Source organism: Streptomyces sp. NPDC000880 (genome assembly GCF_053599675.1).
Window position 1 is genome coordinate 14,459 of record NZ_JBSFMS010000011.1, and the last position, 25,958, is coordinate 40,416.

Sequence of the window (25,958 nt, forward strand, 5' to 3'; positions counted from 1 at the left end):
GGTCGAGTGAGCCGGTTCCGCGACCGGCAGAACCCCGCCGGCCTGGAGGTTTCCTCCAACTCGGCGGGGCTCTGCGTACCGTCGGGACGGCAGAACCGGAACTACGACGAGGTCGCCGCTGCCTCCTCTGCCGTGATCCTGGGCCGGTTCGGCTCAGCCATCAGGGAGCGGAGCTTCGTGGTGGCCGGGTCCGTGGGACGGCGCAGATGCCAGTCCGTCACCGCCTGGTAGGCAGCGGCGACTTCCAGGAGCCGGTCCTCCTCGTACGGGCCGGCGCCGAGGGTCGCGCCCACGGGTACCTGGGCGCTGTCGAACCCGATCGGGAAGGCGATCTCCGGCAGGCCGAGGATGTCGAAGGGCACCGGGCTGGTCTGGAGGACCACGTCGCAGCGGTCCATGACGCCGTCCAGCACCTCCCGCAGGAGGTGGTTCTTGGCGCGCTGGCCGGTGATCCACTCATCACCGGAGAGCATGAGCCCCTGCAGCCAGGTGAGCAGCGAGACGCCGAAGGCCGTGGGATCCGTGCGCAGCCAGTGGCGGAACGGCTCGGTACGTTCGCTGAGCCGAATGGCGTTGAAGGTGCCAGTGAGCAGTTCCCAGTCGTCGGGGTAGGTGACATCGACGATCGTGGCGCCGGAGATCCCGGCGAGCTTGTCGAGGAAGGTCTTGCGTATGGACAGCACGTCACCGGACGCGCTGCCAAGGAAGTCGGCGGGGACGCCGATCCGCGTCGCCCGGCGCAGCCGGACCTTTCCGCCGCCCGAGACGACGGGGGTGGCGGAGCGTACGAGATCGGGCAGGGCGGGCAGTCCGAGGGTGCGCGGGTCCTTCGGGTCCGGCCCGGCGAGGACCGCCGTCATGATGGCCGCGTCCATCGCGTCGCGGGCGAGCGGCCCGCTGTGGTCGCGGGTGTAGGACAGCGGGATGATGCCGTGGATGGAGGTGCGGCCCATGGTGGGCTTCAGCCCGGTCAGGTTCTGCTGGTTGGACGGCATGGTGATGCTGCCGCCGGTCTGGGTGCCGATCGAGGATGTCGCCATGCGGGCGGCGACAGCACACGCGGGGCCGGTGGACGACCCTCCGGGGTCGGTGGACGGGTCGTTGGGCGTCCAGGCGTTGACCGTGGTGATCGTGCCGTTCGGAGTGGTCGCGCGGGTGGTCGCGAGCGGGCCCATCTGGCCCTTGCCGAGCACGATGCCGCCCGCTGCCTTGAGCCGGGCGACCGCGGTGGCGTCCTCGCCCGGCACGAAGTCCGCGAAGATGAACGAATTGGCGCGGGTCGCAACGCCGTTCGTGAAGTAGTTGTCCTTGATGCACAGCGGGATACCGGCGAGTGGTCCGCGCTTGCCCTGTCCACGGTCGACCTTGCGTGCCTCGGCGAGGGCCTGGTCACCGAGCACGGCGGCGAACGCCTGGTAGGTCCCGTCGTACTCGTTGATCCGGTCCAGGTGTGCCTGCACGAGGTCGACGGCCTTCAGCTGTCCCCGCCGCATGAGGACGGCTGCCTCGGCGAGGGTTGCCTCGGTCGGGTCCTTGCGTGCCGCATCACGTACCGGCACGTTCGGTACGGTGACCGTCGGCGTGCGGGTCGTGGCGGAGGCGGGAACGGCCTGCGCGGCCAGGGTGACACCCGCGGCAATCGCGGTGGAACGGGCCAGGAACGCCCGGCGGTTGACCTCGCGGCTCATCGTCCGTCCGCCTCTCCGGTCCAGGCCTCGGTGATCGACGGGTACTCCAGCGGCGGCGAGGCCTGCTGCGCGTACGCGGGCGCCCAGGCGCCGCTCACGGCCGGCGTCCAGTTGGCGATGGCGGGCGGGGTGCTTTTGACGAACGTACGCAGCGATGCCAGGGCTTGCGCCCGAGTTGGCGCGCCCGTCTTCGAATCGCTGCTTACGGGGAGCTGGTTGAGGTCGACTCCGGCCAGCGCGAGTCTGGCGCGTATGTACGTGTCCAGTTGCTCGTCGGTTGGCTGCTGCGGCTCGCTCACGGATCCTCCAATGATCACTTGTGCCGCAATCAACCAGTTTTTTATGTCAAGTTCATTGACCAAGTGATGCGGCGGCGTTACATGCCGCACCCGTACTACCGGCCAAGTTCCGCCATTTTCTGAACAGAACGGGATGCATGGCCGCCTCCGGGACAAGCAGGGCCACGATCTCTTCGGGTCCGGATCGGGTTTCGGTGCTTGTTGGGCTGCCGCCCACCGCCGGCTGTACGGGACAGCGGGCGGTGAGCGGCAGCATCATCAGGTCTGCGGTGCGAGGTCGGGGCCCAGTGAGGCGAACTTCTCGCGGGCGACGATCCGCTTCGGCGGCCAGGTGATGTTCTTCGGCGGCCAGCTCTGCTTGGTCCGCGTCAAGAACCACGCAGGCGGCTCGTACATCGGCGGCTCATAGCCGTCGGGCAGTGCGGTCTTCCACTGCACGCCCTTCGTACGCGTCGCGAACTCGTCCTTGATGGCCTTGAGCCGCTCCGGCTGGGTCAGCAGATCCACTGCAGTGGCGGCCAAGTACTTCGCGGCGGCGAGTACTGCGGCGTGACCGGGGTCCGCGGCGGCGCAAGCGGCCGTCGCCCAGCTGTGCATCTTGCACCCGATGGGGGCAAGGGCGGCGCCCATGGAGACGGTCGGCACCCGCCAGCTGATGTCGGCGACATCGGTTGAGCCGCCGCCCAGGAAGACCGGGTTGGGGGCAGTGAGGGCGGCGATCTCGCTGTGCAGGCCCCGTTGGGGCAGGCCCAGGGATGCCTGGATCTCCTTGGCGAGGGTCTGCGCGGCCTCGGAGTACGTCGGCGGGCCGATCTGCCGCATGTTGTCGTGCATCAGCTCGGCGAAGGACTTGCTCGGCAGCTGGTTCCAGCAGGAAGAGGTGATCCGGTGCTGTACTGACGTCTGACTGGCCTTCGCCGCCGCCTCGGAGACGGCGATCACCTTGTCCAGCAACACCTGGACTCGGGCCGGGCTGCCTTCGCGTACGTAGTACGAGATCTCGGCCACCTCTGGCGTGACGTTGGGTATGTCGCCGCCGTTGTTGATGACCCAGTGGAGGCGACCGGACGGCGCGAGGTTCTCCTCCCGGAGGAACTCCGACATCGTTGCCATCATGACCGCGGCGTCCAGCGCGCTCTTGTTGCCGAGCGGGGTGCCGCCGTGCCCGGAGACGCCGAGGAAGGTGAAGGTCACCGCCGTCATCGCGGAGTTGCTGCCCCAACCAGTGGCGTTCGAGACGGAGGGGTGCCAGTCGAGGAAGGCGTCCAGCCCGTCGTACACGCCCTTGCTGACCGCATACGACTTGCCGATCAGCGCCTCCTCGGCAGTGGAGCCGAAGAACTTCACGGTGGCGTCGATGCCGTGCTTGCGGACGGCCTTGGCCACGGCGACGGCGGCGGCTGAGGCTGCCGTGCCGAGCGCGCTGTGGCCGCAGCCGTGGCCGGGGCCGTAGCTCGGGGCGTACGGGTCGTGGATGTACTCGAGAGGGTCGTGCTGTCCGACGCCCTTCTTCTGCGACAGACCGGGCAGTGCGTCGTACTCGCCGCTGAAGCCCAGCACCGGGCCGCCCTTGCCCTGCCGGAATGTCGCGGTGAAGGCCGTCGGAAAGCCCGCCGTGCCGAACTCCACGGTGAAGCCGTTGGCCTCGAGGAAGTCGGCATGCGCCAGGGAGGACTTCCACTCCCGCAGCGACAGCTCGGCGTTCTCCCAGACCTCGTCGTCGAGGCCGGTGATGTCCTTTGCGCCGGCGGCGATCCACTGCAGGGCGGTGGTCTTGGCCGGGGAGTCCTGCGCGAGGTTGGTCGGGGCGGTGTAGCCGGCAACCGTGGCCTCGGCGGTATCCGTCGCCGCAGCCATTGCCGGGTCCGCCGCGGCCACCGTCGCCGCGGTTGTCACGCCGACCGCGCCGAGCATGGCGATGATCTGGCGGCGGCTCAATCCGCTGGCGAGTGCTGCCCCGTCGTGGTCATGGTCATGGTCGTGGTGATCGTGCAGGTCGCACACGCGCGCCTCCGGGGATGAGTGCGTAGAAAGGGGTTTCTCCCAAACGATCTGCACCTTGGCCCTGGATTGTTACTGTGTCAAGATTGTTGAATCACGGGAGAGTTACCGAACCCCAACAGTGTGCCGATGCGCTGCTGGGCGTTCTGAGCGTGTTCTTCAACGAGTGCGGTTGCGGTGTGCCTCGACGGACAGTTCGCGTTTCACGGTCTTGCCGACGTCGTGACGGGGTGCACCGGCGCCCCGGCGGTCATCGATGCCGCTCCGGCGGCGGCCGCGGCTGCGATGAGCACGTCAAACGCGAGCCCGGGCGAGGCAGGCAGACCGCGATCTTGCAAGCATCCTGCTCGCCGGCCGGCTCCGCGCCCGCCCTGTCACCTCGTCCCTCCGAGTCCCCGCGTGTCGTCACGCGCCGTCGCCTCGGCGACCCGGGATCGGCGACCCGGATCGGAGAGTCGGATCGGGGAGTCGGTCGGGATGGCCGCGGTCCGGCGCGGGCCCGCCTGTATGGCCGACGATCTCCTGTCGGCAAAGCCGGGGGATCGTCCGCACTATGGATGTAGTACGCACCGGGTGGCTTGGCGGTGGAGTCATGCGGACGTAGTGGGCGGTGCATGATGCCGAATTTTCAACAAAGTGTTGACGTCGTGTTGCCGAGGGCGTTAGCTATCCGCAGCCCGTCCGAACGCACAGCGAAAAACAGCCACGGAGGCTCCCGTGACTTCAGGACCACAGCGCTTGCCCGGGGTGGCCCCCGGACCCCCGGCGGGCCTCGTCCGGTTCAACACCTCGCAGGACAGCGCGGCCCTGGCCGCCCTGCACGAGGTGTGCGCCAGTTCGGCGTGGGGGAGCAAGCTGCTTGCCCAGCGTCCGTACGCCACGGTGGAGGCACTCTTCGACGCAAGCGACGCCGCCATGGCCGAGCTGAGTGCCGAGGACCTGGCCGAGGCGATGGCGGGGCACCCGCCGATCGGCCGGCCGAAGCCCGGGGACCCCACCTCATCCCGCGAACAGAGCGGGATGGCCGGGGCCGGTGAGGAGCTCAAGGCTGAAATGCTGGAACTGAACCTGGCCTACCAGGAGAGGTTCGGACATGTCTTTCTGATCTGCGCCACCGGCCGCACCGGTGAGCAGATGCGTGACGCGGTCCGCGAGCGGATCGGTAACTCGCCCGGGCAGGAGCGGGAAATCGTCCGCACCGAGCTGGGCAAGATCAACCGCATCCGGCTGACCCGCCTCGTAGCAGAAGGAGAGTGATGTCTTGAGCACCGAGACCACCGCATCGGTGTCCACGCACATCCTGGACACCAGCGTCGGACGCCCCGCCGGGGGCGTCGCCATCTCCCTCGCGGCCCGCAGCGGCCTCGACGCGGAGTGGGTGACGCTCGGCGGATCGAAGACCGACGCGGACGGGCGCTGCAAGGACCTGCCGGCGCTGCCGGAGACAACGACCCACGTACGTCTCGACTTCGAGACCGAGGCGTACTTCGCCAACCAGCCCACCAAGCAAGCCGAGGCGCAGCAGGACGCCCCCCGCGTAAGGGACAGCGGTGCGTTCTTCCCGGAGGTGGCGATCACTTTCGCCGTCGAGCCGGGCGAGCACTACCACGTACCGCTGCTGCTCAACCCGTTCGGCTACTCCGTTTACCGAGGGAGCTAGCAGACATGCCCACGATTCTCGGCCAGAACCAGTACGGCAAAGCAGAGAACCGCGTCGTCAAGATCACGCGGGACGGCGACACCCACCACATCAAGGACCTGAACGTCTCGGTCGCCCTCTCCGGCGACATGGACGACGTCCACTACTCCGGCTCCAACGCCAATGTCCTGCCGACCGACACCTCCAAGAACACGGTGTACGCGTTCGCCAAGGAGTACGGCATCGAGTCCGCCGAACAGTTCGGCATCCACCTGGCCCGTCACTTCGTGACCAGCCAGGAGCCGATCCACCAGGCGCGCATCCGCATCGAGGAGTACGCCTGGGAGCGCATCGAGACCTCGGACAACAACTCCAAGCTCATCGGAGCCGACGAGGTCAAGCACTCCTTCGTCCGCAAGGGCCAGGAGACCCGCGTCGCCCAGATCACCTTCGACGGTGAGAAGTGGCAGGTCATCTCCGGTCTGAAGGACCTCACTGTGATGAACTCGACGAACTCCGAGTTCTGGGGTTACGTCAAGGACAAGTACACGACGCTCCCGGAGGCGTACGACCGCATCCTCGCGACCCAGGTGTCCGCCAAGTGGCGCTACAGCTGGTCGTCCGACGAGGAGCGGATGCCGAACTGGGAGGAGTCCTACGAGCGAGCCAAGAAGCACATACTCCATGCCTTCGCTGAGACGTACTCCCTCTCGCTCCAGCAGACCCTGTACCAAATGGGTTCGCGCGTCATCAACAGCCGCAGCGAGATCGACGAGATCCGCTTCTCGCTGCCGAACAAGCACCACTTCCTGGTCGACCTCGAGCCGTTCGGCCTCAAGAACGAAAACAACGACAACTCGGTCTACTTCGCGGCGGACCGCCCCTACGGGCTTATCGAGGCCACCATCCTGCGGGACGGCGTCGAACCGCAGATCCCGGTCGACATGACCAACCTCTGACCTCGGTCGGAGCGCCTCAACACCCTTGACGCGCGCGCCGGCGTCGACCCCCGGGAGACTTTTCCGGCTCCCGGGGGCCCGAAGGGGAGCGGGGGCATCTGCGCACCACCCGCGCGCACGACCGTAAAGATGCGGTGGTACGCGCATCACGGACTCGCCTCGTCACCCCGCTCGACCCCCGAGTCCGTACGAGCCGGGCGCAAGCCCGCGGGAAGAAACGAGGAACCGCCATGGCGGCTTCGCGCATCGTCATCGAGAACTGCGCCATCGCGACCGTGGACGCCAACGACACCGAGTACGCCTCGGGTCATGTGGTCGTCGCCGGCAACAAGATCGAGTCGGTGGGCGCCGGCAAGGCCCCCGAGGGGCTCGAGGACGTGGCCCGCCGCATCGACGGCACCGGGCACCTCGTCACGCCCGGCCTGGTCAACACCCACCACCACTTCTACCAGTGGATCACCCGGGGTCTGGCCACCGACCACAACCTCTTCAACTGGCTGGTCGCGCTCTACCCGACGTGGGCGCGCATCGACGAGCCGATGGCGCGCGCGGCGGCGCGGGGCTCCCTCGCGATGATGGCCCGCGGCGGTGTCACCACCGCGATGGACCACCACTACGTCTACCCGCGGGGGTCGGGCGACCTGTCCGGCGCGATCATCGGCGCGGCGAGTGAGATGGGGGTCCGCTTCACCCTCGCCCGCGGCTCCATGGACCGCGGCAAGTCGGACGGCGGCCTGCCGCCGGACTTCGCCGTCGAGTCCCTCGAAGGCGCGCTCGCCGCCACCGAGGCGACCATCGACAAGCACCACGACGCCTCCTTCGACGCGATGACCCAGATTGCCGTCGCGCCCTGCTCGCCCTTCTCCGTCTCCACCGAACTGCTGTGCCAGGGCGCCGAGCTGGCCCGCCGCAAGGGCGTCCGGCTGCACACCCACGGCTCGGAGACCGTCCAGGAGGAGGAGTTCTGCAAGGAGCTCTTCGGGATGGGCCCGACTGACTACTTCGAGTCGACCGGCTGGCTCGGCCAGGACGTGTGGATGGCCCACTGCGTCCACATGAACGACTCGGACATCGCCGCCTTCGCCCGTACCGGCACGGGCGTCGCGCACTGCCCGTCGTCCAACGCCCGCCTCGCCGCCGGTATCGCCCGGGTCCCCGACATGCTGAAGGCCGGCGTCCCGGTCGGCCTCGGTGTTGACGGCACTGCCTCCAACGAGTCGGGCGAGCTGCACACCGAGCTGCGCAACGCGCTCCTCATCAACCGGCTCGGGGCCCACCGCGAGGCGGCACTGGGTGCCCGCCAGGCGCTGCGCCTCGGTACGTACGGCGGCGCCCAGGTCCTCGGCCGCGCCGACCAGATCGGCTCTATCGAGGCCGGCAAGCTCGCCGACCTGGTGCTCTGGCAGATGGACACGCTCGCCCACTCCTCCATCGCCGACCCGGTGACCGCGCTCGTCTTCGGCGCGGCCGCCCCCGTCACGCTCTCCCTCGTCAACGGCAAGACCGTCGTCGAGGACAACCACCTCACCACGGTGGACGAGTACGCCATCGCCCGCTCCGCGCGGGACGAGGCACAGCGCCTCGCGCGGATCGCCGCGCAGGCCTGACCCGAAGGAAGTCCGGTCGAGGGGGACGGTCCTCGGCCGGCGGCCGTGGACCCGAGCGGGGTCCATGGCGGCCGTGCCCGGCGGGGTGCGCACCGCAATCGGTGCGCACTCCCCGGGGCGGTGACTCGTGTCTTCACCACCCCAGAAGGCATGCACACTTCGCGTTCGCACCACCTCCCTGACACCCGCGTCACCGCCGACGTGTAACCGACCGGAGGAACCCCGTGGCCGCACAGCCCAGGTTTCACAACGATGCAGGCGCCGCACCCGACCGGAAGCACCCGGTCGACGAGACGCTTCCGCCCGTCAAGATGCTCACCAGCGGCCTTCAGCATGTGGCCGCGATGTACGCGGGCGTGGTGGCCCCGCCCATGATCGTGGGGCCCGCTGTGGGCCTGAGCGCCAAGGAGACCGCCTTCCTGATGGGGGCGAGCCTCTTCACGGCCGGCATAGCCACCCTGCTGCAGACCCTCGGCTTCTGGAAGGTCGGCGCCCGGCTCCCGTTCGTCAACGGAGTCTCCTTCGCGGGTGTGACCCCGATGATCGCCATCGGCAAGGACCGAGGAGCCGACGGCATCACCGTCATCTTCGGCGCGATCATTGTCGCGAGCTTGCTGGGCTTCGTCCTCACGCCGTACTTCTCGAAGCTCGTCCGCTTCTTTCCGCCCGTCGTCACCGGCACCGTCATCACGCTGATCGGTGTCTCGCTGCTGCCGGTGGCCTTCAACTGGTCGCAGGGCGGCAACTCCGCCGCCGCCGACTACGGTTCGATGAAGAAAATCGGCATGGCGGCCCTGACTCTCGTGATCGTGCTCGCCCTGCGCAAACTGCTGCGCGGCTTCCTCCAGCAGATCGCGATCCTCCTCGGTCTCGTCGTCGGCACCGTCATCGCCGTCCCGATGGGGATGACCAGCCTGGACGCCATGAAGAACGCCGACGTGGTCGGGTTCCCGACGCCGTTCCACTTCGGCGTCCCGCAGTTCGAGATCGCCGCGATCGTCTCGATGTGCATCGTGATGCTGGTCTGCATGACCGAGTCCACCGCCGACATGCTCGCGCTCGGCAGGATCGTCGACCGGCCCGCGGACGAGCGGACCATCGAGGGCGGACTGCGCGCCGACACCCTCGGCAGCGCGATCAGCCCTCTCTTCAACGGCTTCATGTGCAGCGCCTTCGCCCAGAACATCGGCCTGGTCGCGATGACGAAGGTGCGCAGCCGGTTCGTCGTCGCCGCGGGCGGCGGGATCCTGATCCTGCTGGGGCTGTGTCCGGTCGCCGCCTCGGTGATCGCACTCGTACCGCTGCCGGTCCTCGGCGGCGCGGGCATCGTGCTCTTCGGTTCGGTCGCCGCCAGCGGCATCCAGACGCTGGCCACCGCCGCTCTGGAGAAGGGCGAGAACGCGCTGATCGTCGCGGCCGCCGTCGGCATCGGGCTCATCCCGATCGCCGCGCCGGAGTTTTACCACGCCTTTCCGAAGGACGCGCTCGTCGTCCTCGACTCGGGCATCTCCACCGGCTGCATCGTGGCGATCGTCCTCAACCTGGTCTTCAACCACCTGGGGAAGAAGCGGCGTCCAGAGCCTTCGGTGGTCACCGCTACCGGCTCGGAGACGGTAGCGGTCCACTGATCAGGGCAGCGAATCCAGGCAGGCGTACAGCCCTTCTCCGTACCGGAGTTCGGGCCTGCTCGTGCGACGCGAGTCTCAGCCCAGGAGTTCCGCACTGCTCGCCGGCTCCACCCGCGGCTGCCCGTTGAGGCGGTGCCGCTCGATGGACGAGCGGCGGTACACCTCCTCGCGGACCCGCTGGATCTCGCCGATCGGCCGATGCTCCTCACGGGTGCGCCAGGGCGTGATCGACGTGCCGTCCGCCCGCACATCGACGGACTGTGGGACGCGTGGCGGCGTGCACTTACCGAGCGCGACCTGCGGGTGGTGATGTCACTGCTCGATCGGGTTGGTCCCGAATGTCCGCAGCCCCCGCACCGGCCGCAGCGTCTCGTGACGTGTCTGGATCTGTGGGTTATGTAGCCTTACAGCCATGGCGCGGTGATCTGCTGGTTCGGAGACTGGAGGGGTCCGCCGGAGGGACCGGCAGACCGAAGGATCAGGTGATTGCGATGACAGACGAATTCTCCGCACCGGCTGGGGTGCGTGTGCCGGACTCGAAGCTCGCGCGGGAGGCGACCGAGCTCGTACGGGACAGCACGAGTGAGCTGATCTACGACCACTCGCGCCGTGTGTACTTCTTCGGCAGCCTCCAGGGGCGCAACCGGGATCTCAGCTTCGACCCCGAACTGCTCTACATCGGGGCCATGTTCCACGACTTGGGCCTGAACGAAACCTTCCACAGCAGCGGGCGACGCTTCGAAGTGGACAGCGCAAATGAGGCCCGCCGCTTTCTGCAGGCCCATCAGGTGCCGGAGGACAGCATTCGCCGGGTGTGGACCGCCATCGCGCTGCACACCACCCCCGGCGTCCCCGAGTTCATGGAGCCGGAGGTGGCGCTGGTGACCGCAGGCGTCGAGTACGACGTCCTAGGCATCGGCTACCACGACATCGACGAGGCGGACCGCGCCGCTGTCGTCGCTCTGCACCCGCGCCCCGGCTTCAAGGAGCGCATCCTGGAGGCATTCACCGACGGGGTCCGGCCCAAGCCGCAGACCACGTTCGGCAACGTCAAGGCCGATGTGCTCGCGCACTACGTGCCCGGCTTCGAGCGAGGGGACTTCGTGCGCACCATCCTGGATTCCCCATGGGCCGAGTAGCCACCCGCCGGCAGCCGGACCCCGTGGTCGCTGTGGTCGCCTTCGACGGGGTTCAGCTGCTGGACGTGACGGGCCCCGCCGAGGTGTTCACCACGGCCAACACCTTCGGGGCCCGCTACGACGTGCGGATCGTCTCGCCGACCGGCACCGATGTACGCACCTCTTCGGGCGTGCGGGTCGGCGTGGACGGCGCGCTGCCCAGTCTGCCCGCGCGGCTGGACACGCTCGTCGTGCCCGGTCAGCGGGACTGGCAGCGGGCCGTCACCGACCGGAGTCTGCTCGTCCTCGTCGAGGAGCTTGTCCGGCGCTCACGACGGATCACCTCGGTGTGCGCCGGAGCTTTCGTCCTGGCCCAGACGGGCGCGCTGAACGGGCGGCGAGCGGCCACGCACTGGCGGCTTGCCGGGCAGCTGGCGATCGCGTACCCCCAGGTGAAGGTTGAGGCGGACCCGGTGTTCGTCAAGGACGGCGACGTCGTTACCTCCGCCGGTGTCACCGCGGGCATCGACCTCGCCCTGTCCCTGGTCGAGGACGACCACGGCGCCGACACGGCGCGTGATGTCGCACGTGAGCTGGTCGTCTTCATGGCCCGCCCCGGGGGACAGTCCCAGTTCAGTGCCCGCCTGGCCCCGCGTGAGGCGAAGCACCCGGCCGTGCGGCGGGTGATGGACACCGTCGGGGCCGACCCGGCCGCCCCGCACAGCCTGGAGTCCCTGGCCCGTGAAGTGGGCGTCAGCGCCCGCCACCTCAGCAGACTCTTCCGCAGCGAGACCGGGACAACTCCGGGTCAGTACCTTGAATCAGTGCGGCTCGAGGCCGCCCAGGCTCTCCTCGAGGCGAGCAACGACTCTGTCGACACGGTGGCTCAGGAGTCCGGCTTCGGTTCATCGGAAACAATGCGCCGCATCTTCCAGCACACCTTGGGCGTCGCTCCGACCGCCTACCGGGCACGTTTTCGCACCACCGCAGCCGCCATCCACGCATGAGTACCGCAGTGAGGTGTGGCGGGCCGGGGCGCGGGAGCTCTGTCGGTGTGTGAGCAGGGACGGCGGCCGGGCGGTCGATCGATCTGGGGGGCTGGGCTGAGTCCCTGCGTGCCCTGAGGCGGCTCTCCGGGGCCGGCTCAGGGCTCAGCGGGCATCGGGGACGCTTCCGCGGGGATGAGCTGCTCGGTCCAGATGCATTTGCCCTCGGGTGTGTAGCGGGTGCCCCAGCGCTGGGACATGGCCGCGACGAGCTGGAGCCCGCGGCCGCCCTCGTCGACGATGGACGCGTGGCGGATGTGCGGGGTGGTGAGGCTGGTGTCCGACACCTCGCAGATCAGGGTGCGGCTGCGGAGCAGCCTCAGCAGGATGGGGCCCTTCGCGTGCCGGATGACATTGCCGACCAGCTCGCTGACGAGCAGTTCGGTGGTCATCTCGAGCTGCTCCAGGTGCCAGGCGGCGAGTTGCTCGCGGACATGGCCGCGGGCCTGGCCCGCCGCGATGGGGTCCTCCGGCAGCGGCCAGGTGGCGACATTGCCGGGCGCCAGCCGGTGAGTCCGGGCGATGAGTACCGCGGCGTCGTCCCGGGGCTGGTGGTCCGTGGGCAGCAGGGCGGAGGTGAGGGTCTCGCACAGCCGGTCCAGGTCGCCGGCCTGCTCGCGGCGCGGGGCATGGGCGAGGATCCGGGCGAGATGGGCCATCCCGTCGTCGATGTCCCGGCCATGGGACTCGACCAGGCCGTCGGTGTAGAGGGCGAGCAGGGTCCCCTCGGGCAGTTGGGTGCGGACGGTTTCGAGGGGAGGTGCCGCGACGCCGAGGGGCGGGTCGGGGCCGTGCGCCGGGAAGCCGACGGTGGCATCGGGGCGGTCTGTGGCGGGGGGCAGCTGTCCGGCGCTGGCGTACTGGAACTCGCCACTGACGGGGTCGTAGATGCCGTACAGACAGGTGGCGAAGCGGTCCGTGCCGAGGTCGATGACGATGTCGTTGAGGTGCGCGAGGATCTCCCCGGGCGGCAGTTCCAGGTCGGAGAGGGTACGTACGGCCGTGCGCAGGCGGCCCATCACGGCGGCCTCGGACATGCCGTGGCCCATCACATCGCCGATGACGAGCGCGACCCGGTCGGCGGAGAGCGGCAGGACGTCGTACCAGTCGCCGCCGATGTCGGTGCCGTGGCCGGCGGGCAGATAGCAGGCTGCGGTGGTGACGGCAGGCAGCGAGGGCAGCGCCTGGGGCAACAGGGCGCGCTGGAGTTCCCGGGCCCGGGTCATGGCGTCGTCGTACAGGCTCGCCCGTTCCAGGGCCTGTGCGATCAGCCCGCTCACGGCGGTGAGCAGGGTGCGCTCGTCTTCGCTGAGCCGCCGCGGCCGGTCGAAGGAGACGACGCAGGCGCCGAGGGCCCGCCCCGAGACGGTCAGCGGGAGGAACGCCCAGGCCTTCTTGTGCCCGGCCGCCGCCAGATGGGCCGTCCCGGGGTAGCGGGCGAGGTACTCGTCCGCCGACTCGATGAACTGCGGCGTGCCGGTGCGCAGCGTCTCGCCCGCCGGGGTGATCGCCGCGAGGGGCAGGCCGTGCACGCGGTCGGGGAATCCGCGCGGGTAGCCGACCGAGCCGACGACGTGCAGCCGGTCGTCCTCCACGGCCATCACCACGAGTCCCGCGGCACGGAAGGAGGGCAGGACGCTGTCGGCGACCGCGCTGACCACGTCCGTGGCCGTAACGGCCTCGGCGAGATGCCGGGTGAGCTGGGCGACCAGGACGGCACGGTCGGCGGTGGCCCGTTCCGCGGCCATCCGCAGCCGCTTCTCGGTGATGTCGGTGATGTAGAGCGTGAGGCCGCCGGGGAGCGGCAGCACCCTCAGGTGGTACCACCGCTCGGTGTCCGGCCACAGGACGTCGAACCCCGTCGGCTCGCCGTCCGCGACCGCCCTGCGGCACCGCTCCTCCAGGCCGGGGACGCTGCGTGCGGCGGGTACGTCCCACAGCAGCCTGCCGGTCAGGTCGGACGAGGAGCCGAGGAGGCGTTCGGCCGCGGCGTTGACGAACTCGATCTGCCAGTCACCGCGTGTGGACAGGAAGCCGTCACTGGTGTGCCGCAGGGCGCGGCCTACCGACTCCAGGGCGGCGTGGGTCTCCGTGGTGTTCCACGAGGTCCCGGTCACCCGGACCGTTTCACCGTCCTCGACGACCGCCTCACCACGGGTCCGCAGCCAGCCGTACGACCCGTCCGCCCGGCGAAGTCGGTACTCGACCTCGTACCACCCCCGGGTGCGCAGCCCCTCGTCGGTCTCCGCCAGAACCCAGGGCTGGTCGTCGGGGTGCATGAGATCGACCCAGCTCTCCACCCGCCGGTCGAACCGCTCCCAGTCGATGCCGAGCCGGTCCAGGACCTGTTGCTCGAAGGAGAGGGCACCGGTCCGTACGTCCCACTCCCAGGCCCCCAGCGACTCCGCGCGTGGCGGCGGCGGGCGAGCCGGACCCCGTTCCGGCTCCTCCAGCAGGGCGGGGGACGGGCCCCCGGAGGGGGGCTGGGGCAGCCGCAGCCGCCCGGCCGCCCACAGGGCCACCTTCTCGAGGAACTCCCGCTGTGCCGGGCTGGGTTCACCGCGCGGGGCCGTCAGCACCGACAGCACCCCGAGCGGCCCCTGCGGCCCGGGCAGCGGCACCGCAGCCATCCCGGCGCCCGCGGGCACCCCGGAGAGCCGGGCCGGATCGGGCGCACCGCTGGACCGCTGTTCGGGAGCCCGGATGCCCGGGAGCCAGACGTAGCCGTCCTTCCGCGTGGCCACCGTAGGGGCCGACGACCCGTCCTCGCGGACATTGCGCCAGACCGTGGTGAAGGCCCGGGGCAGTCCGCTGCTCACCACCAGACGCAGATCCCAGGCGGTGGACTTGGCCCGCAGATGGGCCATCCCGCCCAGTCCGCCGAGCTCGGCCGTCGCGTGCTGCAGGGCGGTCAGCAGTACTTCGGTGTCCTCCAGACCGTCCCCGGCGGCGGCGAGCATCTGCAGACGGTCGGCACCAGGGGCCGGGTTGGTCCGCTTCCGGGCTTCTCCGGTAGACATCACACAATCGCCACCTAACACGATAATTCTACGTATTCCGGGCAGCTGGCTGCCTCTCGGTTTCGCAGTGGCGGAGTTGTCAGCGGTGAGGCCGGCAGTCTCGGGCTGTTTGCCCTGGTCGCCGTACTCGTCGTGGTGGCCGGCTTTCCTGCCGCCGCGCTGTCGTCTGCCGCCCCGGCCGCGGCGGCAGGACTACGTAGACCAGCGGGTCCGCAAGTGCGACCCGCAGTCCAAGGTCGGCCGCCGCATCGGGGCCGTGGTCGAGTACTGGCACAAAAAGCGCTCGTCACACAGCGGGGTGTGGCTGGGTGCACGCCCAAAGGGGAGTCGTGAGCAAGGGGCAGACCTACTCTGCCGAAACGTGGTGGGGTCGGCGGCCAAGATCCCGCGTGATACGCAGATCTGCACGCAGTACGAGGGGTGAGCGTAAAGGCGTGCCTGACGCTTAAGTGGCATCAGCCTTCTTCACCGCTCTGTCCGCCGGCTATTGCGACCACCGGCCCCCGGTCAAAACCGCCACGTCGTAGCTCAGCTGTCCGGGGCTGCGGCCGTTGCCCCTCCACGATCGACGACGAGAACCGCCACGTCGTCGCTCAGCTCACCCGGGCTGTGGCTTTCGAGGTCCGCGCGCAGCTGTGCCAGCATCCGATCGGTCGACAGGCGCGGCCAGCGGCGTAGCCGGTCGGCCAGTGGGTAGAAGGCGCCGGCTGAATCCCGGGCCTCGCTCACGCCGTCGGTGCAGGCCAGCAGCCGACCGCCGCTGGTCACCTTCAGATCCAGCTCCCGCCGCTGTTCATCGACGAGGTCGCTCATCCCCAGCGGCAACCCGGGCTCCTCGATCAGCACCTCCTTGACGTCGCCGTCCCCAATGATGAACGGAGCTACGTGGCCGCAGTCGATGATCCGTATAGCCTCCGGACATGAGATCTCCAGGACGAGGGCGGTGACGAAGAGCTCATCGTTCTGGATACGTTTCCCGTACCGCATCAACCCTTGCTCCATGCGCTCCACAACCGTCCGGAGCTTCGGCTCCTGGTAGGCGCTTTCGCGGAACGCTGTCAGGACTGCCGAGCCCGCACCCATCGCGGGCAGCCCCTTGCCCTGCACATCGCCGATCACCGCACGCGTCCCGAAGGGCGTGGACAGCACTTCGTAGATGTCACCGCCGATCAGCGCCCCATGGTCAGAGGTGATGTAGAAGCCACTCACCACGACATCGTCAGCGCGCAAGGGCAGCTCTCGCAGCAGCAGCCGCTGTGCCGCCTCGGAAGTGGCCCTCACGTGCTCCTCGCGTTCCAGGCGGCCTCGGCAGATGATGAGGCTTATCGCACCCGCCACCGGGGTGTACAGCAAGATCACCCACCGGTTGGCCGGGCTGATGTCGGCTATCACGAAGGTGTATTCGACGGTGATGAGGGCTACACAGAGCACAGCGACAACCGCTGTCTGCCGCAGACTGAGCAGTGCACTTGCCACGAATGGCGCGAGCGCCGTGAAGGGTGCGAGCCGAAGGAAGTGGTCGGGGGTCGCGGCGTCCGCGGCGGTGAACAGGACGAGGTAGCCGAGCAGGGCCAAGAACAGGGTCCTGCTGCCGGTCCTCCCCCCTCGCAGCCGAGGGCACATGCTGGAACTTCCTTGATAGGGCCATCTCAGACTCGCACATCACGGCGGTGACGGATACCCGCGCCAGGTGCGAGGGCCGTACGGGCAGCCCGAGCCGCACGTCCTTTGCCCCGCGCAGTCCCCTCGGCTCAGTCCCCCGGCTGCCAGTCGGGCCGGCGGCCGCTGAAGCCCACCACCCGGTCGATCAGCGGCGCGTTCTCGGGCACCTCCACCACCGGGCCGAACATGCCCTCCCGGCTCGGGTCGTCACCGGCCGGCTTCAGCAGTTCGTACGACACCCGCAGGCTCGCGTCGCCAGGGGCGTACTCCTGACCCGTCGCCCGGGCCAGATCCCAGCCGTGGATCACGAGTTCGTTCAGGGCGACCCGTCCGGCGATCGCGGCCGGGAAGGTGATGCCGCCCGCCTGGGTGTCGCCGTCCCACGCCCCGGGCTTCTGCCAGGCCTCCGCCAGCTCGTTCAGCCGCTGCGGAAGCACAGCACGCCAGTCGTCGTCGAGGACCGGCACTACCGACCCCGGGTCGGTACTGGTAGTCGGCCCGAAGTCCTTCCGCGCGGCGTCCCGGAACGCGGTGGACAGGCCGACGAGATGGCCCAGCAGCTCCCGTACGGCGTACTTCGGGCAGGGCGTCGGGTCAGCGAGCCGCTCGTCGCCGATGGCGTCGAGCAGCTGCGCCACGGCGCGGGCGGCGGGGTGGAGGTCGGGGGAGGAGTTCTGCGTAGTGGAGTCCATACACACAGGACCGGACCGGCAGCCGAAACTCATCGCTCCCCGCCCGGACACAGAAACGATCGCCTGATCGGGGCATCCGGACGCGGGCGGACCGCCCGACCCGCCCCGGGGCCATACGCTCCCCGAGTGACTCGTACCACTGACCTGAACACCGGACTTGACGACTTCCTCGCCTGGGCGGAAAAAGAGCGCGGGGCCCCGTTGCCCGTGCGCGTCGCGGACGCCGTACTGACGCTGCTGGCCGTGGGCGGCGCGGACCGCAGAGCGGGCGTGCCCGAGCCGACCCCGCAGCTCCTGCGCCGCGTACTGCACGAGGACCTGCCCCCATTGCTCTGCGCCACCCCGACGGAACTCGCCGCCGTACCCGGCGTACTCACCGCTCTCGCCGACTGCGTCCGGGCCGCGGGAAGACTGAACGCGAAGCGCCACACGCGTCTGCTCACCGCGATCGACGACGCCATGCCGGAGTTCCGGCGGGCGATCGCCGATCCCCGGAACCTGACCTGGCCGGGGTGGTACGCGTCGCTGCTGCGCGCCGACGGTGTCGACCCCGACGACCCCGCCGCCGTACGGGAATGGCTCGCCGCCCACGAACGCGCACCCCACGCCGACCGGCCGGCCCTCCCCGACCCACTGCACCGCTCCGACGTCGCGGCCCGCACCTTCGCTGTCCGCGTCCAGCTCACCGAGACACTGCTCGCCGCCTTCGCCCACGACGTCGAAGGCCCCTCACCGGCCGGGCCCCTGCTGCCCCCTCCGCCGCTGGACGCCGACCGCCCGGACGAGGCGCTGGGGGAGGAGCTGGAGCGGATCGCGGGTGCGCTGATCGACCGCTGGACGGCCGCGGGCCTGAGCGACGCCCTCGCCGGACCGTACGCCGGCCTCGCGCCCGGACCGGAGTCGCTGCCGCACGTTGCCCTCGCTGACCGCCTGCTCGACGACCACCTCGACTACTACGGCTATTCGGGCACCCCGGTGCCACCGCCGCCTGCCCTCCCCGCCCCCGAGGACATCCGCGGACTGCTGCATCGCGCCCCGCTCCCGGCGGCTCTCGCGGCAGGCTCCGACGACCTGCGCGAACTCGCCGAACAGTGCGGATTCCCCGGGCCCGCCACCGATGTCTGGACCCGGGGTACCCCGCAAGAGCTGACCGAACTGGGCGCGGACATCCTGGCGGCGGTCGTGGAGCGCATCGCGGCCGCCGCGCCTGACGCGGACGAGGAGCCCGCCCACCACGACGCCCGCGAAGACGCCCACCACGACGCCTACGACGACGACCAGGACTACGCCCTGGACGCGGCGCATCTCCTCTACGCGTTGTACGAGCGCGGCGGCACCGCCGACTCCGTGGCACGGAAGGCCGCCGAACACGGCTCCTGGCGGGTCGACCCCTCGCTCGAGGACGCGCCAGTACCGGTCCCCGACACCGCCCCCGCCGACTATGTGACGCCGTCACCGGACGAGCTGTCCGCCCTGCTCGGCATCCCCGGCCTGGGCGAGGAGGAACGGGCCGAACTCGACGGCCCTGCCCGCGCACTGGCAGATGTGGTCGACCAACTGGCCGAGACCGGCTGCGTCTTCCGCGCCGGTGACTCCTATGGCCTCACCCCGCTCGGCAACGCTGTCCTGCGTCACGTACTGGCCGCGGGCCACGTCGCCGCCCCCGACGAGGAAACCGTCGCCGCGTGGGATGCCGTCGAGGTCATCACCGCCGTCCAGAACTGGCCGCCGAAGACAGCGGCCCGCACACTCGCGGAGTGGACAGCCGGCCACGGCAGCCGATCCTGGAGCGAGCTGCTGAACGCCCTCGACATCGCGAAGCGCACGGACTTCACCGGCATCCGCACATCGACCCTCTTCGCATACCTCGACCTCGCCGCCGTCCCCGCCGAGGCCCTCCGCTCCGCCCTCACCCACTCCGTGACCGGCGCATACGCACACCGCCTGCTGCACGCCCGCGGCGAGGCCGCTCCCTCGGACGCCGAACGCGTCCCGCAGAGCGCCAGTGCGGTGCTGATCCTCGAAGAACTGGACGCTCGCTGGACCGAGGATGTGCGTATGTACGCGCGCGTCACGACGGAGGAAGAAGATCCGGACCTGGCCGCCGCACCCTGGGTCCTCCCCGATGCCTTCGACGCGGCCGCGTCGAACGCACCCTGGGTCCTCCCCGATGCCTTCGACGCGGCCGCGTCGACCTGGCCGGGCGGAGCCACCTCCCTCATCCCGGCCCTCGCCGAAGCCCATCCCCCCACATCGTTCACGGTGCTGGAGCAACTGGGCGCCGGCCACCCGGACTCTCGGGTGGCGGCACTGGCGTCCCGCACGGCGAAGGCGGCCAAGACGAAGTCCGCCGGAGCGGGAAGCGGGCATGGGTTCGCTTCCAGACCGTAGTGCCTGAAGGCGCCCGGGAAGCAGCCCGCGCCGTCGGCTATGGTTCCGGGCACAAAGACCTGGGAGGGTGGGAGCAGCGATGGCGTCCGAGGGTCCGATCGACCTGATCAGTCTGGAGGGCGAGGGCAACAGCGTGATCGTACGGATCACCGGGAGGCAGTCCGCCCAGGACCCGCCCCGCACCGACGCGCTGGTCGGAGAAATCCTCGTCGACACCGCTTTCGTACGCGGAAGCATCGCAACCTGGATCTTCCCGGAGGACCTGACGGAGTGGCAGGAAGTCCTGGACGCGCTCGATTGCGGGGAGGACATCGTGTGGCGTGAGGGCAAGCGCGCGACCGAGGTGCTCATCAACCTCGACCCGGACGGCGAGCGGGCCCACGTCACCATCGCGGACCGCTCGATGTCGCTTACGACCGTGACGGTCACTGTCGTTCTGGCCGACGCCTGGTTCGACGACGCCTACCACCGCCTGGACCAGGTTCTGCAGACCTGGCCGTTGGAAGGCGCCTGAAACTGCCCGCGCGCCCGCCGCAATAAGGAGAAAGCGCGGATGACCGGCGCGTGCCCGAAGGGGTGGGCAGGCCGGGCAGCGCGAGGCGGCTCCGCGTGCGAGGTCTTGAAGTCGGCCGACGGCTGTGTCATATAGGTCTGGACCATCGCCGTCCGTCCGTGGAGGTCCGACCGTGCAACGTCCCCCCACACTGCCTGCGTTGGCCTGCGCGGCCGCCCTCCTCCTCACCGCCTGCGGAGGCGATAACAACGACACCGAGAGCCCCACTACTCCCGTCGGCGTGACCGCGCAGGCAGGCAGCGCCACCTCCGTGCACGTCATGTGGGAGCAGGCCACCGACAACAAGGCGGTCACCGGGTACGAGGTGTTCCAGCAGGGCGCCAAGGTCAAGACGCTGCCGGGGACCAAGCACATGGTCGACATCGACCGGCTGTCCCCGTCGACCGCGTACACCTTCACCGTCCGCGCCCGCGATGCCGCGGGCAACCTCTCCGCGCCCAGCTCCACCGTGCCTGTGACCACACCCGCCCCGACGCCGGAGGACCACAAGGCGCCCTCGCGGCCGCAGAAGCTGCTCGTCCGGGCCGACGGGAGCCGGGCGGCAACCCTGTCCTGGGGGCGCGCCGCCGACAACGTAGGCGTCACCTCGTACGACATCTACCAGGAGGACTCCCGCATCCACAGCGTGCGCGGGAGCGAAACCACTGCCCGCATCACCGGTCTGCGGCCCGGCACCGTGTACACCTTCACCGTGCGGGCCCGTGACGCCGCCGAGAACTCCTCACCGGACAGCAACGCCGTGGATCTCACGACGGCTTCGGCACCGGGCAAGGGTCCCAGCACCGCGCCGACCGATCTCAAGGCGACGGCCCGAAAGGGGAACGTCGATCTCACCTGGACGCCGCCGAAGACGGGCCGGCCAGTCAAGGAGCATCAGCTCTTCCTCAACGGGAAGTTGGCGACGACGATCGTCTGGGGCGCCGAGCCTCCCGCCGGGACGGCGGCGTACACCTTCATGGTCACGGACAAGCCCGGCACCCGCTACAGCGTCAAACTCCGGGCGAAGCTGCCCGACGGAAAGTGGGGCGACTTCTCCGCGCAGCGCACGGTCGTGATCGGCCAGCGCGTCGTCGTCACGCCCGGGCGGATCCCGTCATCGGTGTCGGCCCCTTGCTTGCGGCGCTGTACTTGTACTCGAGGGCGCCGCTGATGGCGGAGCCCTGAAGACCGGCCGTAAAGGCTGCGGCACGTTCCAAGTCTCTGTCGCGGGCCGGGCGTCGCACGCAGGCCTTGAGCCCGCAGCCGGGGTCAACGCCCTGATCGAAGCATCACACCAGGTCCTGGATATCGCAGCGCTTGGTCGACCCGATATTGGCACGACTGTTACCCCGACCGTCGCGTCCGCAGGAACCCTGGACAACGTCGTTCCCGCAGAGGCGACCGTCATCGTCGACGTCCGGGTCGAGTCGGCCGGCGAGAAGGAACGAATCGAATCTGCCTTCGCAGCACTGGCTCCGCATCTCGATGAGGCGGAGATCGCGGTTCAGGGAGCTATCAGCCGACCCCCGATGCCTGAGTCGGCGTCGGCCGAGCTCTTTGCGGTGGCAAAGCAGCTGCTTCCTGACCTCGAAGGCAAGACAGTCGGCGGCGGAAGCGACGGCAACTTCACGGCCGCACTGGGGGTGCCAACACTTGATGGCCTTGGAGCAGTCGGGGGCGGTGCCCACGCCGACCACGAGTACCTGGTGATCGAAGCCATGGCCGAGCGGGCGAACCTTGTTGCTGGACTGGTGAACGCGCGCAGGGTGCCCGGCACCGAACCGGACCGTCGCTGACCGGTGCACTGCGGGACACCACTCTTTCGCCTCCCGGGAAGCACCCACTGCTGGTGATCATATGAGTGTGTGTTGTTGCCGGACCGGGTCCCGTTGACCCGGTCCATGTCCTTGCCCCCTCACGGACGACGGCACCCAAGAATCACGATTACCGCCGCCGTTCACCGCCGTGTCGCCCTCGAACCACACGGCGGGCAACGGAGCCCGGATCGCCGGCCGGGCGCTCGCACGCACCGGCGTGGTGACGCTCGACAGCAACGTGATCACACAGACCGGCATCTTCGGACCAGTGGGTCCGCCCGGTCCGCAAGGTGCTGCCGGGGAACAGGGTCCTGCTGGGGAACAGGGCGCGCAAGGGGAGCCAGGAGAGCCCGGTACTCAGGGAGAGCCCGGCCCGAGGGGACCGTCCGGAGCGGCCGGAGCAACCGGCCCGAGTGGTCTCCCTGGTGCTCAGGGGGTGCCCGGCCCGAGCGGTCCGCCCGGTCCTCCGGGCGGTTGGGGCCAGGATCCTGGCGGGGACAGCGGGGACAGCGGGGACAGCGGGGGCAGGCCCTGGGCGCACAGGCCTGAGGAATCCGGCGACAAGGAGCAGCGCGCCGGCCATCTGGCGGACACTGGCCGCCCCGACGACCTCGCCGCTCAACTGGGTGGCGCGGCTGCCGGACTGCTCGTGGTGGGTGGCCTGGTCATGCTGGGCATCCGCAGAAGGCGCGCGGCCCATGCCGAGTCCGACGGTCTGCACGGATAACACCGCACCGAACCGATCAACGAGCAGGAGTCCTCCCGCCCCTCCGCCCCCGTCCACGGACCCTTCCGTTCGTGGACGGGGGCGAAGCCGTGCCCGGCCCCGGCACCGCCGGGGGGTGCGAAGAACGTGGCCGGCCGGGTGCCCGCACCGGCCGCATGCGCGATCCTGGGGGATCGCGTACGGCCCGGGGGCGGCCGTCGCCCGCCTCCAACCGGCCGCGATTGCACCCGGCGGATACCGGAACCGCGGGCGTACCCGCACGTGCGCTGGCCTGGGAATATGCACGGTGGCGTGCGCCTGCGCTCCGCCTTTCGAGTGACAGGCTGTCCAAGGGATTGTGGGCCTTACCCCTGTATGGGTCACTGAATTCATACGAACCGGTGGGCCGCCCATCCCTCTCCGGGGAGCGCGGCAACAGCCTGCTCGCTGACCGTCCTTGCTCGCAGGGATCAGGCAGCGTCACGCGCCGTCTGTCGCGATGGGCACCCCGAAGAGGACATGGATCCACCAGCCGCCGTCGCCTGTCGGTGCCGGCCGGTGTGCGGCCCTCGCCGCCTCCCGATGAGGCGGTGCGCGCGGCATACGCGTACTTCGGTCTCTCCCCCGCTCACAACCGCGGCCTCCGCCACCACGGCACGCGACGCGGCGTTCCCGCCGCGAGCGAGCCGGCGCCCCAGGACGTCACCATCACACGACGTCACTGGCGCGCCGACGGTCGGTCCACCGCTGTGAGCCGTTACCCGAGCGGCGGGCCGCCGGCCCCGTCCACCGCGAACACACCCCACCGGCGCCAGATCGTGCCACCCCTCAAGTGACGCAAAGGAGAAGGATCATGCCAATCAGTCCGAACCAGGGATCCACCGGAGGTGGGACCCCCGTCACCATCACCGGCACCAATCTCACCGGCACCACGGCGGTGAACTTCGGAACCAGGCCGGCTACCGCCGTCACCAACGTCTCGCCCACCGAGGTCACCGCCATCTCTCCGTCGGGCACCGGCACGGTCGACGTGACCGTGGCCACCCCCGGCGGAACCAGCAACCCGACGCCGTTCTTCTACGTCGGCGCTCCATTCAAGTCCGGCCTGAGCGCGGTCGCCGGCCCGCTCGCGGGCGGCAACACTGTCACCATCAACGGGACCGGGCTGTCCACCGCCACCAGCGTGGCCTTCGGTGCCAACTCGGTCACGCCGACCGTCGTCTCGGACACCCAGATCACCGCCGTGGTGCCCGGGGGCGCGGCGGCCGGGCCGGTGGGGGTCAGCGTGACCACTGCTGGGGGCGCCAACAACGGGTTGTCGTACACCTACATCGCTGTCCCCACCATCACCACGGTCGCTCCGGGCTCCGGCCCGACCTCCGGTGGCACCGGGGTCACCATCACCGGCACCAACCTGACCAGCACCACCCAGGTGACCGTCGGAGGCGCACCGGCACCGTTCTCGGTCGTCAACGCCACCACGGTGTCGGCCGTGACCCCGCCGGGAACCGTCGGCGCGGCCGACGTCACCGTCACCAACCCGGCCGGCACCGACACCGAAACGGGCGGCTTCACCTACGTGGCCGCCCCCGGCGTCTGATCCACGCCGGCCACCCGGTCACGCACCGGGTATGACCGTCCGCCCGGCGGGAGAGTGCGGCTCACCGCCGGGCGGACACATCACCCGCGACGCCGTCAACGAAGTGCCGACGCCGTGTTCCGGCAGGCGTCACCGGACCGAGCAATGTCCCGTGAGGAGAACCGTTGTGCACACCGCCGCCAGCTCACCGCCCAACCCCACCCGGCGGTCGGCGGTCCTGGCCGCCCCCACGATCGCCCTGATCAGCCCCTCCACCGGCTTCGCGGGGACCACGGTCACCGTGAACGGCAGCGGTTTCACCGGGGTGACCGCGGTCACCTTCGGTGGCGTGCCGGCCACCTCGTACACGGTGGTCTCCGCCACCCGGATCACCGCGGTGGCCCCGGCCGGCGCGGGAACCGTGCAGATCGTGGTAACCGCCGCGGGCGGCACCAGCAATGGCGTCAACTTCACCTATCGGGTCGCCACCCCGGTGATCAGCGCACTGGTGCCTGATCAGGGGCCGGTCGTCGGCGGCAACACCGTCACCCTGACGGGCAGTTGGCTCGACGGTGCCAGCCAGGTCCGGTTCGGCGCGGCAGCCGCTTCGTTCACCGTGGTGTCGGCGAGCCAGGTCACCGCGGTCGCGCCGGCCGGTGCCGCCGGAACGGTGAGTGTCACGATCACCACCCCCGGCGGCACGAGCGCCGGCGTCCCCTACACCTACATCCTTGCGCCGGACCTCACCGCCGTGACACCGGATCAGGGTCCGCTGGCTGGCGGCGATACCGTCACCCTGACCGGGACCGGTCTCACCGGCGCCAGTCAGGTGCGGTTCGGCACCGTGTCAGCCCCGTTCACCGTGGTGTCGCCGACCGAGATCAGCGCGACCGTGCCCCCCGCCACCGCCGGTGGCGTCCCGGTCACCGTCACCACACCGGGCGGCACCTCAACCGTCGACGTCTACTACCACTACCTCGGCGTGCCGCTGATCACCGCGATCACCCCCGGCTCCGGGCCGACGGCCGGAGCCAACGCCGTGATCCTGACCGGCTCCCGCCTCGTCGCGGCCACCGCGGTCGACTTCGGCGGCGCAACGGCCACCGCCTTCACGGTGGTCTCCGACCTCGAGATCAGCGCGGTGGTACCAGCCGGGACCGCCGGGACGGTCGCCGTCACCGTCACATCGCCCGGCGGTACGAGCGACCCCGGCTGGTACAGCTACCTGAACGCCCCCACGCTCAGCGCGGTGGCGCCGAACCAGGGTCCGCTGGGCGGCAACACGGTCACCCTCACCGGGACCGGCCTGGCCGAGACCGCCGAGGTGCGCTTCGGCACCCTGACGGCGGCGTTCGGTGTGGTCTCCGACACCATGGTCACCGCCGTCGTTCCGCCCGGCCTCCCCGGGACAGTGAACATCACGGTGGTAACTCCGGGCGGCAGCAGTGCCGGTGTCGGCTACACCCGGCTCCTCCCGCCCGGGATCTGATGCCGGCGATGGAGCGTCGACGAACTCCCGGCTGTCGACGCTCCACCGCTCGCCCGGACTCCCT

20 protein-coding genes and 1 pseudogene are annotated in these 25,958 nt (G+C 69.9%); 14 read left to right on the forward strand and 7 right to left on the reverse strand.

Features of this window, described 5'->3' with window-relative positions; genetic code table 11:
• Window positions 1-101 precede the first annotated feature (101 nt).
• From ACWDO5_RS05775 to ACWDO5_RS05785, 3 genes are all read right to left on the reverse strand, one after another.
• Complete coding sequence (locus ACWDO5_RS05775) at window positions 102-1,688, reverse strand: amidase (protein ID WP_450528707.1); 1,587 nt, start codon at window positions 1,686-1,688, stop codon at window positions 102-104.
• Window positions 1,685-1,987 (reverse strand): hypothetical protein, encoded by a 303-nt coding sequence (locus ACWDO5_RS05780; protein ID WP_450528708.1) that lies wholly within the window; start codon window positions 1,985-1,987, stop codon window positions 1,685-1,687. The genes ACWDO5_RS05775 and ACWDO5_RS05780 overlap by 4 nt, the downstream gene beginning before the upstream one ends.
• A gap of 258 nt (window positions 1,988-2,245) precedes the next feature.
• Window positions 2,246-3,991 (reverse strand): amidohydrolase, encoded by a 1,746-nt coding sequence (locus ACWDO5_RS05785; RefSeq protein WP_450528710.1) that lies wholly within the window; start codon window positions 3,989-3,991, stop codon window positions 2,246-2,248.
• A 714-nt stretch (window positions 3,992-4,705) separates the two neighbouring features.
• Here ACWDO5_RS05785 and uraD point away from each other — a divergent pair.
• The 5 genes from uraD (at window position 4,706) to ACWDO5_RS05810 (ending at window position 9,821) form a co-directional block, all read left to right on the forward strand.
• On the forward strand, window positions 4,706-5,245 hold the full coding sequence (uraD, locus tag ACWDO5_RS05790) for a 2-oxo-4-hydroxy-4-carboxy-5-ureidoimidazoline decarboxylase (RefSeq protein ID WP_450528711.1): 540 nt from the start codon (window positions 4,706-4,708) through the stop codon (window positions 5,243-5,245).
• 4 nt (window positions 5,246-5,249) lie between these two features.
• Entirely contained in the window at window positions 5,250-5,648 is a 399-nt protein-coding gene (gene uraH / locus ACWDO5_RS05795) for a hydroxyisourate hydrolase (RefSeq protein WP_450528713.1), read from the forward strand.
• A gap of 5 nt (window positions 5,649-5,653) precedes the next feature.
• Window positions 5,654-6,586, forward strand: coding sequence for a factor-independent urate hydroxylase (gene pucL / locus ACWDO5_RS05800; protein ID WP_450528715.1), 933 nt, complete (start codon window positions 5,654-5,656; stop codon window positions 6,584-6,586).
• A 230-nt stretch (window positions 6,587-6,816) separates the two neighbouring features.
• Window positions 6,817-8,193: an 8-oxoguanine deaminase gene (locus ACWDO5_RS05805; RefSeq protein ID WP_450528717.1), complete on the forward strand. Its 1,377-nt coding sequence runs from the start codon at window positions 6,817-6,819 to the stop codon at window positions 8,191-8,193.
• 224 nt (window positions 8,194-8,417) lie between these two features.
• Complete coding sequence (locus ACWDO5_RS05810) at window positions 8,418-9,821, forward strand: nucleobase:cation symporter-2 family protein (RefSeq protein ID WP_450528719.1); 1,404 nt, start codon at window positions 8,418-8,420, stop codon at window positions 9,819-9,821.
• 75 nt (window positions 9,822-9,896) lie between these two features.
• Here the strand turns inward: ACWDO5_RS05810 and ACWDO5_RS05815 are convergent, their stop codons facing one another.
• Window positions 9,897-10,070 carry a hypothetical protein gene (locus tag ACWDO5_RS05815; protein ID WP_450528721.1) on the reverse strand — a complete coding sequence of 58 codons (174 nt, stop codon included), beginning with the start codon at window positions 10,068-10,070 and terminating at the stop codon, window positions 9,897-9,899.
• 242 nt (window positions 10,071-10,312) lie between these two features.
• Between ACWDO5_RS05815 and ACWDO5_RS05820 the strand changes: the two genes are divergently transcribed.
• Window positions 10,313-10,960 (forward strand): HD domain-containing protein, encoded by a 648-nt coding sequence (locus tag ACWDO5_RS05820; RefSeq protein WP_450528722.1) that lies wholly within the window; start codon window positions 10,313-10,315, stop codon window positions 10,958-10,960.
• Window positions 10,948-11,946 (forward strand): GlxA family transcriptional regulator, encoded by a 999-nt coding sequence (locus ACWDO5_RS05825; protein WP_450528724.1) that lies wholly within the window; start codon window positions 10,948-10,950, stop codon window positions 11,944-11,946. The genes ACWDO5_RS05820 and ACWDO5_RS05825 overlap by 13 nt, the downstream gene beginning before the upstream one ends.
• A 137-nt stretch (window positions 11,947-12,083) precedes the next feature.
• Here ACWDO5_RS05825 and ACWDO5_RS05830 read toward each other — a convergent pair whose 3' ends face one another.
• The 3 genes from ACWDO5_RS05830 to ACWDO5_RS05840 form a co-directional block, all read right to left on the reverse strand.
• Window positions 12,084-15,005, reverse strand: a complete 2,922-nt coding sequence (locus ACWDO5_RS05830) for a SpoIIE family protein phosphatase (protein ID WP_450528725.1) — start codon at window positions 15,003-15,005, stop codon at window positions 12,084-12,086.
• A gap of 528 nt (window positions 15,006-15,533) precedes the next feature.
• On the reverse strand, window positions 15,534-16,628 hold the full coding sequence (locus tag ACWDO5_RS05835; protein ID WP_450528727.1) for a PP2C family protein-serine/threonine phosphatase: 1,095 nt from the start codon (window positions 16,626-16,628) through the stop codon (window positions 15,534-15,536).
• 128 nt (window positions 16,629-16,756) lie between these two features.
• Window positions 16,757-17,359: a TIGR03086 family metal-binding protein gene (locus ACWDO5_RS05840; protein WP_450528729.1), complete on the reverse strand. Its 603-nt coding sequence runs from the start codon at window positions 17,357-17,359 to the stop codon at window positions 16,757-16,759.
• A gap of 126 nt (window positions 17,360-17,485) precedes the next feature.
• On the opposite strand from ACWDO5_RS05840, the gene ACWDO5_RS05845 reads away from it, so the two are divergent.
• The 7 genes and pseudogenes from ACWDO5_RS05845 (at window position 17,486) to ACWDO5_RS05875 (ending at window position 25,894) form a co-directional block, all read left to right on the forward strand.
• Window positions 17,486-19,750 (forward strand): hypothetical protein, encoded by a 2,265-nt coding sequence (locus tag ACWDO5_RS05845; RefSeq protein ID WP_450528731.1) that lies wholly within the window; start codon window positions 17,486-17,488, stop codon window positions 19,748-19,750.
• 79 nt (window positions 19,751-19,829) lie between these two features.
• Entirely contained in the window at window positions 19,830-20,264 is a 435-nt protein-coding gene (locus tag ACWDO5_RS05850; protein WP_450528733.1) for a DUF5959 family protein, read from the forward strand.
• 172 nt (window positions 20,265-20,436) lie between these two features.
• Window positions 20,437-21,474, forward strand: coding sequence for a fibronectin type III domain-containing protein (locus tag ACWDO5_RS05855; protein ID WP_450528734.1), 1,038 nt, complete (start codon window positions 20,437-20,439; stop codon window positions 21,472-21,474).
• Window positions 21,428-22,099, forward strand: a pseudogene (locus tag ACWDO5_RS05860) (M20/M25/M40 family metallo-hydrolase); the annotation flags it as partial. The gene ACWDO5_RS05855 and the pseudogene ACWDO5_RS05860, both read left to right, overlap by 47 nt.
• A 457-nt stretch (window positions 22,100-22,556) precedes the next feature.
• Entirely contained in the window at window positions 22,557-22,847 is a 291-nt protein-coding gene (locus tag ACWDO5_RS05865) for a hypothetical protein (RefSeq protein ID WP_450528736.1), read from the forward strand.
• Between the two features lie 832 nt (window positions 22,848-23,679).
• Window positions 23,680-24,426 (forward strand): IPT/TIG domain-containing protein, encoded by a 747-nt coding sequence (locus ACWDO5_RS05870; RefSeq protein ID WP_450528738.1) that lies wholly within the window; start codon window positions 23,680-23,682, stop codon window positions 24,424-24,426.
• A gap of 166 nt (window positions 24,427-24,592) precedes the next feature.
• A complete protein-coding gene (locus tag ACWDO5_RS05875) occupies window positions 24,593-25,894 on the forward strand; it encodes an IPT/TIG domain-containing protein (RefSeq protein WP_450528740.1) in 1,302 nt (433 codons plus the stop codon).
• Window positions 25,895-25,958 lie beyond the last annotated feature (64 nt).